The 11,582-nt window shown below is 70.4% G+C and carries 12 protein-coding genes and 1 pseudogene; 6 read left to right on the forward strand and 7 right to left on the reverse strand.

The features are described from left to right. The first annotated feature begins 17 nt into the window (after positions 1–17). From ABZ953_RS18595 to ABZ953_RS18615, 5 genes are all read left to right on the forward strand, one after another. The gene (locus ABZ953_RS18595; RefSeq protein WP_361724574.1) at positions 18–809 is read left to right on the forward strand and encodes an ABC transporter ATP-binding protein; all 792 of its coding nucleotides are present in this window, start codon (positions 18–20) and stop codon (positions 807–809) included. Then, complete coding sequence (locus ABZ953_RS18600) at positions 796–1,707, forward strand: ABC transporter permease (RefSeq protein ID WP_361724577.1); 912 nt, start codon at positions 796–798, stop codon at positions 1,705–1,707. The genes ABZ953_RS18595 and ABZ953_RS18600 overlap by 14 nt, the downstream gene beginning before the upstream one ends. Positions 1,708–1,713: 6 nt before the next feature. Further along, positions 1,714–2,478, forward strand: a complete 765-nt coding sequence (locus ABZ953_RS18605; RefSeq protein ID WP_361724580.1) for a sirohydrochlorin chelatase — start codon at positions 1,714–1,716, stop codon at positions 2,476–2,478. 11 nt (positions 2,479–2,489) lie between these two features. Then, complete coding sequence (locus ABZ953_RS18610) at positions 2,490–3,347, forward strand: hypothetical protein (RefSeq protein ID WP_361724583.1); 858 nt, start codon at positions 2,490–2,492, stop codon at positions 3,345–3,347. An 85-nt stretch (positions 3,348–3,432) separates the two neighbouring features. Further along, positions 3,433–3,948, forward strand: a complete 516-nt coding sequence (locus ABZ953_RS18615; protein WP_361724586.1) for a GNAT family N-acetyltransferase — start codon at positions 3,433–3,435, stop codon at positions 3,946–3,948. Between the two features lie 16 nt (positions 3,949–3,964). Here ABZ953_RS18615 and ABZ953_RS18620 read toward each other — a convergent pair whose 3' ends face one another. From ABZ953_RS18620 to ABZ953_RS18650, 7 genes and pseudogenes are all read right to left on the reverse strand, one after another. Next, positions 3,965–4,606 (reverse strand): DsbA family protein, encoded by a 642-nt coding sequence (locus tag ABZ953_RS18620; RefSeq protein ID WP_361724589.1) that lies wholly within the window; start codon positions 4,604–4,606, stop codon positions 3,965–3,967. A 99-nt stretch (positions 4,607–4,705) separates the two neighbouring features. Further along, positions 4,706–5,089: a nuclear transport factor 2 family protein gene (locus ABZ953_RS18625; protein ID WP_361724592.1), complete on the reverse strand. Its 384-nt coding sequence runs from the start codon at positions 5,087–5,089 to the stop codon at positions 4,706–4,708. Continuing rightward, on the reverse strand, positions 5,082–5,633 hold the full coding sequence (locus tag ABZ953_RS18630; RefSeq protein ID WP_361724595.1) for a DUF1697 domain-containing protein: 552 nt from the start codon (positions 5,631–5,633) through the stop codon (positions 5,082–5,084). The genes ABZ953_RS18625 and ABZ953_RS18630 overlap by 8 nt, the downstream gene beginning before the upstream one ends. A gap of 73 nt (positions 5,634–5,706) precedes the next feature. Continuing rightward, entirely contained in the window at positions 5,707–6,915 is a 1,209-nt protein-coding gene (locus ABZ953_RS18635; RefSeq protein WP_361724598.1) for a S8 family serine peptidase, read from the reverse strand. A 348-nt stretch (positions 6,916–7,263) separates the two neighbouring features. Continuing rightward, the gene (locus ABZ953_RS18640) at positions 7,264–8,256 is read right to left on the reverse strand and encodes a CDP-alcohol phosphatidyltransferase family protein (protein ID WP_361724601.1); all 993 of its coding nucleotides are present in this window, start codon (positions 8,254–8,256) and stop codon (positions 7,264–7,266) included. 193 nt (positions 8,257–8,449) lie between these two features. Then, positions 8,450–9,725 (reverse strand): annotated as a pseudogene (gene mgt, locus ABZ953_RS18645) (macrolide-inactivating glycosyltransferase). 74 nt (positions 9,726–9,799) lie between these two features. Next, positions 9,800–10,201 (reverse strand): MarR family winged helix-turn-helix transcriptional regulator, encoded by a 402-nt coding sequence (locus tag ABZ953_RS18650; RefSeq protein WP_361725074.1) that lies wholly within the window; start codon positions 10,199–10,201, stop codon positions 9,800–9,802. A 166-nt stretch (positions 10,202–10,367) separates the two neighbouring features. Between ABZ953_RS18650 and ABZ953_RS18655 the strand changes: the two genes are divergently transcribed. After that, positions 10,368–11,450 (forward strand): hypothetical protein, encoded by a 1,083-nt coding sequence (locus tag ABZ953_RS18655; RefSeq protein WP_361724604.1) that lies wholly within the window; start codon positions 10,368–10,370, stop codon positions 11,448–11,450. Positions 11,451–11,582: the final 132 nt, after the last annotated feature.

The raw sequence follows: 11,582 nt of genomic DNA on the forward strand, positions 1-11,582 counted from the left end.
CCCAGGAGGTGACGACCATGGCAGCCACCCTCGCCAAGGCCACGGAGGACACCCGCCCCACGGCCGCGCACGCCGCCCGGATCGAGCACGTCTCGAAGTCCTTCGGCGGTCCCGCCGGACCCCAGCTCGTCCTGGACGACATCACGCTCGATGTCGCGCCGGGCGAGTTCGTCACCCTCCTGGGAGCCTCGGGCTGCGGAAAGTCGACGCTGCTCAATCTGGTCGCCGGGCTCGACAAGCCGTCCGCAGGCGCCATCACGACGGACGGCCGCCCGGCCCTGATGTTCCAGGAGCACGCGCTCTTCCCGTGGCTGACCGCGGGCAAGAACATCGAGCTCGCCCTGAAGCTGCGCGGCGTGCCGAAGCCGGACCGCCGCCCGAAGGCCGAGGAGCTGCTCGAACTCGTCCGGCTGCAGGGCGCGTACGGCAAGCGGGTGCACGAGCTGTCCGGCGGCATGCGCCAGCGGGTGGCGCTGGCCCGCGCGCTCGCCCAGGACAGCAGGCTGCTCCTCATGGACGAGCCGTTCGCGGCGCTCGACGCGATCACGCGCGACGTGCTGCACGACGAGCTGACCCGCATCTGGCGCGAGACGGACGTCTCCGTCCTCTTCGTCACGCACAACGTCCGCGAGGCCGTGCGCCTGGCGCAGCGCGTCGTGCTCCTCTCCTCGCGTCCCGGCCGGGTGGCGCACGAGTGGCGGGTCGACATCGAGCACCCGCGCCGCATCGAGGACACCGCCGTGGCGGAACTGTCCGTCGAGATCACCGAACAACTGCGTGGGGAGATCCGCCGCCATGGTCAGCACTGAGACTCCGACCGGCCCGGTCAAAGCGTCCGGGGGCGGCCAGGACCTCGCCGGTCTGGAGGCCGGCCTGGACGCGCTGGATACGCACGCGGGCCCCACCAGGCCGCCCGTGCGCGAGGTCCTGGTCCAGAAGGTGCTGCCGCCGCTCACCGCGGTCCTGCTGATCCTGGTGGTCTGGCAGGCGCTGGTCTCCTTCAAGGTCGTCGACGACCCGAGCAAGCTGCCGTCGCCGTCCGCGGTCTGGGACGAGCTGCGCGAGGCCTGGCTGCAGGGCATCCTCCTCGACTACATCTGGACCTCCGTCTCGCGGGGCCTGCTCGGCTTCCTGCTCGCCCTGGCGATCGGCACGCCGCTCGGCCTGGTCGTGGCACGGGTGCGGTTCATCAGGGCCGCGATCGGCCCGATCCTCTCCGGTCTCCAGTCGCTGCCCTCGGTGGCCTGGGTGCCGCCGGCCGTGATCTGGCTGGGCCTCAACAACCAGATGATGTACGCGGTGATCCTGCTCGGCGCCGTGCCCTCCATCGCCAACGGCCTCGTGTCGGGCGTCGACCAGGTGCCGCCGCTGTTCCTGCGCGCGGGCCGCACGCTCGGCGCGACGGGCATGCGGCACACCTGGCACATCGTGCTCCCGGCGGCGCTGCCCGGCTATCTCGCGGGCCTCAAGCAGGGCTGGGCGTTCTCCTGGCGCTCGCTGATGGCCGCCGAGATCATCGCGTCCTCGCCCGACCTCGGCGTGGGCCTCGGCCAGCTCCTGGAGAACGGCCGCAACGCCAGCTCCATGTCGATGGTCTTCCTCGCGATCTTCCTCATCCTGATCGTCGGCATCGCCATCGACCTGCTCATCTTCAGCCCGCTGGAGCGGCGCGTCCTGCGCAGCCGCGGCCTTCTGGTGAGGAGCTGAACCGCCGTGCACCGTCCCGTCCTCCTCGTCATCGCCCACGGCAGCCGCGACCCTCGGCACGCCGAGACCGTGCACGCGCTGGTGCGCCGGGTGCGCGCGCTGCGCCCCGGCGTGCGGGTGGAGACGGGCTTCCTGGACTTCAACGCCCGGACGGTCTCCGGGGTGCTCGAGCGGCTCGCGGCGGAGGGCGTGCGCGATGTGGTCGCCCTTCCGCTTCTGCTGACCCGCGCGTTCCACGCGAAGTCGGACATCCCCGCGGTGCTCCACGAGGCCCCGCCCGGCCTGCGCATCCGGCAGGCCGCGGTCCTCGGCCCCTCCCCGCTGCTTCTGACCGCCCTGGAACAGCGGTTGTACGAGGCGGGGCTCGACCCCGCCGACAAGTCCTCGACCGGGGTCGTACTGGCCTCGGCGGGGTCGTCCGACCCGGAGGCGATCGCAGTGATCGCTGAAATCGCGCGGGAGTGGCGGCACACCGGTTGGTGCGCCGTGCGGCCTGCGTTCGCCTCCGCTTCACTGCCCCGCACGGAGGACGCCGTGCGGGACTTGCGGGCCGTGGCCGGGGTGCGGCGGGTGGCTGTCGCCCCGTACGTCCTGGCCCCCGGCTTCCTGCCGGACCGCATCGCGCGGGGCGCGGCCGACGCCGACGTGCTCGCCGACGTCCTCGGCCCGGCCCCCGCGGTGGCGCGGCTGCTCGTACGGCGCTACGACGAGGCCTATGCGCCCGGCAACTGCCCCGTTGGTCCCCTGGCGCGGATTCCCGCACTGGCCTAGCTTGTGGGTTCATGACCCCGAGCCGATCGCGCACACTGTGGCTGCGGACCGAACCCCTGCACGCGGTGGTCTACTTCGAGGAGCGCTGCCGGGGTCTCGGCAGGGCCGTGGGCCTCAAGGGCTTCTGGATGGGGTACTTCGCCGCCCGCACCGCACCGATGGGCCGGGTCGGCCCGGGGGTGGCGGCCGCGGCACTCGGTGTCTTCGCGCCGGGCATGGTGGCCCGCTCGCTGCCGTCGGCCTGGGAGTACACGTCGCCGGACCGGGTCGTGGAGGAACGCGCCCGGCTCACGGCCGCCGCCCTGCGCCATCTGATCCCGTCCGTCGACGCGGTGGCCGCGGTGGTCAACGGCCCCCTGACGACGATGGTGGAGGACGCGCCGTCGCTGGCCCGCCCCCTGTTCGCCGCCAACCGCGATCTGACCCGCCGCGCCGACCCCGTGGAGCGGCTGTGGCACCTGGCCACCTGCGTACGGGAGTTCCGGGGCGACGCGCATGTGGCCGTGCTCGCCGATCACGGCCTGGACGCCCGCGAGAGCCTCGTCCTTGCCGCCGCGACCGGCCGGGTGGACCGGGCCGGCATCCGGCAGGACCGGGGCTGGAGCGAGGAGGAGTGGGCGGAGTCCGTGGACCGGATGCGCGGCCGGGGGCTGCTCGACGCGGCGGGCCGGGTGACGGAAAGCGGTGTCACGGAACGGGAGTTGATCGAGGACGACACGGACCGGCTCTCGGCACGGCTGCTCGACCCGCTGACCAAGGGCGAGGTGGACGACCTCCTCGACGCACTGGAGCCGGCCGCCCGGCGCATCCTGGACTCGGACGTCCTGCCGTTCCCGAACCCGATCGGGCTGCCGCGCGCGGTGGGGTGAGCGGGGCTTTCGGCATGAGCGGGGCTCACGGCACCGGTGGTGAAACCGCTTGCCGTACGCGGGTCCGCCCCCTTACCGTCGCGCGATGACTCCCGAACTGCGCTCCGACCGACTCTCCCTCGCGCCCTACGTCGCCGCCGACGAGGCCGACTTCGTCGCGCTCTTCCAGGACGAGGCCGTCGGCCGCTGGTTCGGGGACGGCATGCAGAGCGCGGCGGCGGACCACGCCCTGTTCGGCCGCATATTCAGCATCGTCTACGCGGAGAAGCGCTTTCCCGTCTGGGCGGTCCGGTACGAGGGCCGCTATGTCGGGCACGCCGAGGTCAAGCCGTCGCCGGAGTCGTGGCTCGACGGCCACGAGATCGTCTACGGCCTGAACCGGGCGAGCTGGGGCCTCGGGCTCGGCACGGAGCTGGCGCGGCTCCTCACCTCGTACGCCCACGAGACCCTGGGTCTCGCCGAGGTGCACGCGACCGTGGACTCGGAGAACGCGCCCTCCCTCTCCGTGCTCAAGCGCCTCGGCTTCACGCAGACCCGCGAGGTCACCGAGGAGAGCGGCGCCGTCACCCTCCAGCTCACCTCGCGGATCCGCCCCGCCTGAGCTGCGGGCCTGCCTCTCAGGAGAAGTCGAGGCCGCCGGTGCGGGTGCGCTTCAGCTCGAAGAAGTCCGGGTGGCCCGCGAGGACGCGGAAGCTGTCGAAGAGACGGGCGGCCTCCTCGCCGCGCGGGATCGCGCGCAGCACGGGCCCGAACCAGACGGTGCCGTCGACGTGGATCGTCGGCGTGCCCACGTACCCGTCGGCCTCCGGGTCCTTGCCCGCGTCGTGGCTGCGGTGCAGCAGCGCGTCGTACGAGGCGTCGTGCGCCGCCGCCGCGAGATCGCCGGGCAGCCCGAGTTCGGCCAGGCCCTGCGCGGCGACCTCGTCGAAGTCCTCGTTCTTCTCCTGGTGGACCCGGGTGCCGAAGGCGGTGTAGAGGTCGCGGAGGATCTCCTCGCCGTGCCGGTCCGCGGCGGCCGCGGCGACCCGGGTGAGGGTGAGCGAGCGGTCGACCAGATCCCGGTACCAGTCGGGGAGTTCGTTGCCCTCGTTGTGGAAGTAGAGGCTCATCACGTGGAACCGGACGTCGAGCTCGCGGTGGCGCTCGACCTCAAGGATCCAGCGCGAGGTGATCCAGGCGAACGGGCAGGCCGGGTCGAAGTAGAAGTCGACTCGGGTCGGTGCGGGGGCGGTGGCGGATGCTGCGGCCGTCTGCGTCATGCTCCGACCCTATCCATCGAATGGCACCCTCCTGTGGGCCATTGACGCCCTGCCCCTGTGGGCCACTTCCCGCCCGCGAACCAGGGCTGACCAGGGACTTCAGCCCTCCCTGAACAGCGTGCCCTGATGGAACCAGAGCAGCCAGCCGTCCTCCGTACGCCGCCACAGTGAACTGCGGTGCGCCCGGCGGCCGTTGTCGTCCGTGTCGAAGGTCAGATGCACGAGGTCGTCGGCGAGCTGGACGCCGCGCATGCCGGAGGTCGTGGTGGGGCGGCTGCCGGGGGCCGGGTCCGCCGTGAGGACCTCGACGATCGACGCACGGTCCCACCGGGTGCCCGAGGCGCCGAACTCGGTGAACTCCGGGTGCAGCAGCGCCCCCAACAGCTCGGGCGAGGCGCGCACTTCGGGGTCGAGGAGGCGCAGTTCGCCCTCGACGGCGGCTTCGACGGCGGGGGTCCGGGCGGTCGGGGCGCGGTCAGTCACGGGTCATCTCCACGAGCTTGGTCACGGTGTTCCAGTTGCGGCTGGTGGCGACGATGCCCTTGTTCAGGGCGGGCCTGGAGAGCTGCACGGCGAGCTTGGAACGTCCCATGCCGTCGGGCGCGTACAGGTAGAGGACGCGGTCGCCGAGCCTGAACTCCTCGGGGAGATGTGCCTCTTGGTCGATGACCGCGAAGCGGCCGGGGTCGACGGGCGCGGAGAAGTAGGTGACGTGGAGCTGTTTCGCCTCCAGGTCGGCCGCGGGGAACGGGCAGGCGTCCGCCACCGCCCGCAGATACGCGCCGTCGCGCACCAGGACGTCGACGGTGAAGCCGAAGTGCTCCTCGATGGCCGCCCGCACCTCGGCGGCCAGTGACTCCTCGTCGCCGTGGTCGGCGGTGAAGACCGCGTTGCCGCTCTGCAGATGTGTCCGGACGCCGCCGTATCCGAGCCCTTCCAAAACGGTGCGCAATGGGGCCATCGGCACCTTCTTGTGGCCGCCCACGTTGATGCCGCGCAGCAGCGCCGCGTATGTCTTGATCGCCATGCGCACACGATAGAGCGGCCGCCGTGCCCCGTGGGGGTGGGCACGACGGCCGCGGCTCAGTGGGCCGCGAGGACTACTCGACGACCTTCAGGAGCTTGTTGGGCGTGCCCTCGCTCGGGTTGGAGATCTTGTCCGCGGTCGCACCGTCGGTCAGCGCCTTGGCGACGTCCGCGGGCTTGGCGTCCGGGTGTCCCGCGACGTAGACGGCGGCGGCGCCCACGACGTGCGGGGTCGCCATCGACGTACCGGAGATGGTGTTGGTGGCGTCGTCACCGGTGTTCCAGTCGGACGTGATGTCCGAGCCCGGGGCGTAGATGTCCACGACGGAGCCGTAGTTGGAGAAGTCGGACTGCTCGTCGTCCTTGGTGGAGGAGGCGACCGTGATCGCGTCCTTCACGCGGGCCGGGGAGCCCTGGGAGGCGTCGGTCGACTCGTTGCCCGCGGCCACCGCGAAGGTGACGCCCGCGTCGATCGCCTTCTGGACGGCCGCGTCCAGCGCTTCGTCCGCGCCGCCGCCGAGGCTCATGTTGGCGACGGAGGGGCCCTTGTGGTTCTTGGTGACCCAGTCGATGCCCGCGACGACCTGCTCGGTCGTGCCGGAGCCCTGGTCGTCCAGGACGCGGACGGCGACGATCTTCGCCTTCTTGGCTACGCCGTGCGCGTCACCGGCGATGGTGCCGGCGACGTGCGTGCCGTGGCCGTTGCCGTCGTCGGCGTTGTCGTCGTTGTCGATGGCGTCGAAGCCGGACGTGGCGCGGCCGCCGAAGTCCTTGTGGCTGACGCGGACACCGGTGTCGATGACGTACGCGGTGGCGCCCTCACCGGCCGCGTCCGGGTACGTGTACTTCTTGTCGCCCGCGGTGTCCGCCTGGTCGATGCGGTCCAGGCCCCACGACGGCGGGTTGTCCTGGGTGGCGTTGATGGAGAACTTCTTCGACTGGACGACCTTGCCGACGGCCGGGTCGGCGGCCAGGCGCTTGGCCTCGGTCTCGCTCAGGCCCTTGGCGGAGAAGCCGTTGATGGCGGAGGAGTAGTTGCGCTTCAGCGAGCCGCCGTACTCCTCGGCCAGATCCGACTTGGCGCCGTTGTCGGCCTTCTCGTCGAGCATCACGATGTAGCTGCCGGACACGGCGCCCTTGGCGTCCAGGCCGTACACCTTGCCCTCGGCGGGGGTGGCCGCACCGGCGAAGGAGGTCGCGAAGACGGTGACACCGACGGCGGTGGCGGTGGTGGCTATCGCCGCGGTGAGCTTCATCGTGCGGGCACGCTTGTGAGTTGCCATGAAGAGGGGTCTCCTCGTGGTGAATGTGGGGGGATGTGGGGGGTATTCAGCTGTTGTGCCAAAGGCTTGCCGCGGCAACAAGTTCGACGCGGCGCCCCCTTGGGGACCGGAAGATCTCCGGGTGTTGGGACGAAACCCTGTCTGATTGACGCGCGCAGATCAATACCTTCATGCAGCTGTGACTTGTTCAACAAGGTTCTGTAATAACAAACCGGATCTGTCGCACTGGAACGGACATCTAGGGCGGCAATGACCCCAACTCCCGGTAACAGCAAGCCCCTTACGCCCCACACACACCACCGGGCGGGCTGGAGATTTCCAGCCCGCCCAGTGCACGAGAAACGCGGCTCAGGCCGCGGTCAGAACCTTCTCCGCCTCGAAGGAGTCGATGGTCCGGGTGAAATCCCGGGTCGAAAGCAGCAGTTTGTAGATGATGGCGAGTTCGAAGACCAGAAGGAGCGCCCCGGAGACGATCGTCGCGGGCATCACCACGTCGAAGAGCGGGCCGATCATGAAAACGCCCATCTGGAATTCGATGCCGCTCACCAGGTGCGCGCGGATGCGGTGGCGCAGCAGGAAGGAGCGGGCCCGCAGGTACGCGGGGAACTTCCGGCGGAACTCCTGGTGCAGGTCGATCACCTGAGGCTTCGGCGCCGGGGCCGGATCGCCGTCGGCGTCGACGTGGGGCTCGTCGGACGGCTGCGCGTAGGGCGCCTCACCGGCGGCGCGCTGCAGGTCCTGCTCGATGTCCGCCGACGGGTTGTCCCGCAGCAGGTCCTCCATGAAGGCGAGCTCCGCCTCGTTCTGCGCCCGGCGCGCGGCCCGTACGCGCGCCTTGATCTGCTTGCGCATGGAGTGGCGGATCTTGAAGATCTCCAGCGAGTTGATGTACCGCAGGGTGTCGAGCGCGACGACGACCAGCGCGAGCCAGATGTAGAGGGTGTCGCCGGTGCGGTCGTACTGGCCCCACATCAGCGCGACACCGCACACCATGACGCGGATCCGGTCGAAGACGAAGTCGAGCCAGGCGCCGAAGACGGAGCCCTGTCCGGTGAGGCGGGCGAGCTTGCCGTCCATGCAGTCGAAGATGAAGCTGATGTGGTAGATGACCGCGCCGAGGGCGAGCCACTTCCAGTCGCCGAACGCGAAACACGCCGCGGAACCCAGGCCGAGAAGGAACGCTCCCCAGGTGATCTGGTTCGGCGTGAGTCTCGTCCGCATCGCGGTGAACCGCACGAGCGGCGTGGCGACCGGGTCGACAAGCAACACGGTCCACCACGCGTCACGCTTCTTCTGGGTGATGCGGCGCACCTCGGCGAGGGGCGGTATGTCTCGACGCATGGGGGTCAACTTCCTGGCGTTCGACGAAAGTTCACCTCACGCTAGGAAGACATTCGCTCAAGGGGCAAGATCTCACCCGTGCAACCTTTGGCCGGGGGTAACGGTCAACCTTCCGGGACGAGTCGATGACCCCTCCAGGATGGTGCCGCGTTACCTGAGCGTTACCGAATGACCGGGTCGTTACCGAAAACCATCACGGAGCGTTACGTCGGACTCGGTCGGCCCGTGCCTTCGCCAGCTCCTCCTCGATGAGATCGGCCGCCCTCTCCGTGCCGCCCTCCCCCGCCATCGCGCCCTGGATCTCCCGCAGCCTGCGGGCCACTTCGGGGTCACCGGCCAGGGCGAGGACGGCCTCGCGCAGCGTCTCGGCGGTGGCCTCCGCCATGGGCAGGTGCCGGGCGACGCCGAGCCCCTGCAGCATGTCGGCGTTGCCGAACTGGTCCGTGGCCAGCGGCACGGCCACCATCGGCGTCGCGGTGGCAAGGCCCTCCTGACTGCCGCCCGCACCGGCGTGCGTGATGAAGGCATCGGCCTTCTTGAGGACGGCCAACTGCGGTACCCAGGGCCGCACTTCCACGTTGGCGGGCACCTCCCCCAGTTCGCTCGCCGCGACGTGGGCGCCGACCTGGAGCACCACGTGCCAGCCGGGCAGGTCCCCGAAGGCTCTGACGCACTCGCGGTAGAAGGCGGGCTGCTTGGTGAAGGCCGAGCCGAGCGAGACGAGCAGCACCTTCTCCGCGTCGGCGGGCCGCCCCCAGTCGCCCTGCGTCGCCCGGTCGCCCTGGCAGGCGCCGACGAAGGTGTGCACGCTTTCGTCGACCCGGTCGGCGTTCGGCTGGAGCGCTTTGGGGATCAGGACGAGCGAGCGCGGCGGCCGGCCGACGAAGGCGTCCGGGTGCTGGGTGACGCCGTTCTCCGCGAGCCAGCCGGTGAAGCGGTCGTAGTACGCCCGGCCGCGCTCGGACTCCTTCAGCTCCGCGTACATCGGCTCGGCGACCTCCTCCTCGTAACCGTCCCAGGCGACGAGGTTCGGCGAGAGCGAGATCTCGGGGACGCCCCAGCGGCGGGCGAGGACGCGCGCCGGATAGGAGGTGATGTCGTGCAGGACGAGGTCGGGCTCGTCGCCCTCGAAAGCGCGGGCCAGCTCCGGCAGGACCGCGATCGCGTCGGCCAGGAACGGCTCGATGTTGTCGATGAGCTCGGTGCCCCACGCCTCTGGGTCGGCATCCGGCGATGGCAGCGTCGAGGTGTAGAGGAGGGGCTCGGCGCCGGTCTCGGCGACCTTCTCCTCGAAGGCGTGCGGGATGGCGTACGTGACGCGGTGACCGCGGGCGACGAGTTCACGGATGACTTCGAGGCTCGGGTTCACATGCCCGTGGGCGGCGATCGAGAACATGGCGATGTGGGCGGTCCGGGGTGCGGTCATGCCCCCGACCATAAACGAGACGAGACGTCTCGTGCAACCTTATGCGTCTCCCTTCTCATCCCTCCCCATCCCTTCCCATCCCTTCTCATCCCTTCTCATCCCTCCTCTCACCCCTTCCTACTCGACGCCTCCCCCACCGGCCGCGGCCTCGTTGTAGCGCAGCAGATACTCGGCGAACCGCGTCAGATCCGCCTCGCTCCACCCGCCGAGCCGCTCCTGGAACGCGATTCGACGCGCACCCCCCACCTGCGCGAGCACCTCGTCGCCCCGGTCGGTGAGGTGCAGCACGTGCACTCGGTGGTCGGTGGGGTCGAGGCGCCGCTCGACGAGCCCGGCCTTCTCGAGCACTCCCACCTGCCTGCTGATCGTCGACTTGTCGAGCGTGTAGTGCGCCGCCAGGTCGGTGGCCCGGCAGCCCCCCCGATCCTCCAGATGACTCAGCAGCGTGAAGGAGACGAGTGAAAGCTCGGGGTGCATGCGCGCGGCGGTGGCGCGCGCCCGCCGGGCGAACGCGGTCATCTCCCGCTGGATGACCTCGATGGACTCGTCCCGCGCCCCGGGCAGGGCCCCGTCTCGATCGGTCACGATTTCTCCCTCTCCGCGAATGGTTGTAGAGTACAACACAGAGAAGAGTTGTATATGCCAACCATCTGGCCGAACACCCCCGATCAACCGGAGAAGCCCCATGTCCGCCACCGCGGAACCCGCCCCCCGACTGCGTGACGCGCTGCGCCATGTCCTGCTCCACCTGGTCACCCCCCTGCTGATGTGCCTCGGCATGGGCCTCGCCTACATGGGCGCGTTCGTCACACCCGAGCCGAACGAGATGCCGATCGCCGTCGTCGGACAGGGGCCGCGGACCCAGGTCCTCGCACAGACCGTCAAGGACAAGGCGGGCGACGCCCTGGACGTGCGCACCCTCACCTCCCGCGAGCAGGCCGTCGACGCGCTCAAGTCCCAGGACATAGCGGGCGCCTACGTGCCGGACGCGAAGTCGCCCGAACTGATCGTGGCCACCGCCGGGTCCGACATGAGCGCGACGGCGGCGCAGAAGATCTTCACGCCCGTCGCGGCCGGACAGGGCGCGCCGCTGAAGGTCACCGACGTGGCCCCGCCGGTCGACGACGACCCGACGGGTCAGGGCCTCTTCTTCCTGCTCGTCGCCGTGAGCATCGGCTCGTACGCCTCGGTGGCGGTGCTCGGCGCGGCGGGCGCGGGGCTGCGGATGCGGGCCCGGGCGGGGCTCGTCGTGGGCGTCTCCTTCGCCGTCAGCCTGATCGGCGCGGCGCTCGCGGGGCCGATCTTCCACCTGGTGCACCAGGGCCTGTGGGGCGTGTGGGCCATGGCCTGGCTGTACGCGGCCGGGATCCTCTTCATCGGCATCGGCCTGCACACGTTCCTCAAGCGCTGGACGACGCTGGCGATGATGGTGCTCTTCGTGATGCTCAACTTCACGACGTCCGGCGGGCTCTTCCGGCCCGAGCTGCAGAACGGCTTCTTCGGCTCCCTGCACGCGTTCTGGAACGGCGCGGGCTTCGTCGAGGGCATCCGCAGCCACCTCTACTTCGGCGGCCACGGTCTGGGCGGGCACGTCTGGACGCTGGCCGGCTGGCTGGTCGCCGGTCTGCTGATCGTCGCCGTCGCGGCCCTCTGGGAGCGGCGACAGCGGGCCGCGGCCGTCTCGTCCGGGGCTGCTGCCGCGCCACATAAGGCAGTTGTGGAGCACGAGGCCCAGGAGGAGGAGATGGAGGAGTCGGTGGCGGTCTGACGCCACGGCGCGGCGGCCTCCTGCCGGTCGTGGCCGCCGTAAACGGAAGGGCCCGCGGGGTATCCCGCGGGCCCTTCCGTATGTGTCCTCACCGGTCGCCGAAGCCACCGACTTGTCGAATATCGATATGGT

The organism is Streptomyces sp. NPDC046465 (assembly GCF_040646035.1).
GTDB lineage: Bacteria > Actinomycetota > Actinomycetes > Streptomycetales > Streptomycetaceae > Streptomyces.

What these genes read in the sequence shown, in the direction of transcription:
- ABZ953_RS18595 (WP_361724574.1), top strand. Translation starts at nt 18, where the DNA reads ATGGCAGCCACCCTCGCCAAGGCCACGGAGGACACCCGCCCCACGGCC.
- ABZ953_RS18600 (WP_361724577.1), top strand. Translation starts at nt 796, where the DNA reads ATGGTCAGCACTGAGACTCCGACCGGCCCGGTCAAAGCGTCCGGGGGC.
- ABZ953_RS18610 (WP_361724583.1), top strand. Translation starts at nt 2,490, where the DNA reads ATGACCCCGAGCCGATCGCGCACACTGTGGCTGCGGACCGAACCCCTG.
- ABZ953_RS18615 (WP_361724586.1), top strand. Translation starts at nt 3,433, where the DNA reads ATGACTCCCGAACTGCGCTCCGACCGACTCTCCCTCGCGCCCTACGTC.
- ABZ953_RS18620 (WP_361724589.1), bottom strand. Translation starts at nt 4,606, where the DNA reads ATGACGCAGACGGCCGCAGCATCCGCCACCGCCCCCGCACCGACCCGA.
- ABZ953_RS18630 (WP_361724595.1), bottom strand. Translation starts at nt 5,633, where the DNA reads ATGGCGATCAAGACATACGCGGCGCTGCTGCGCGGCATCAACGTGGGC.
- ABZ953_RS18635 (WP_361724598.1), bottom strand. Translation starts at nt 6,915, where the DNA reads ATGGCAACTCACAAGCGTGCCCGCACGATGAAGCTCACCGCGGCGATA.
- ABZ953_RS18640 (WP_361724601.1), bottom strand. Translation starts at nt 8,256, where the DNA reads ATGCGTCGAGACATACCGCCCCTCGCCGAGGTGCGCCGCATCACCCAG.
- ABZ953_RS18650 (WP_361725074.1), bottom strand. Translation starts at nt 10,201, where the DNA reads ATGACCGCGTTCGCCCGGCGGGCGCGCGCCACCGCCGCGCGCATGCAC.
- ABZ953_RS18655 (WP_361724604.1), top strand. Translation starts at nt 10,368, where the DNA reads ATGTCCGCCACCGCGGAACCCGCCCCCCGACTGCGTGACGCGCTGCGC.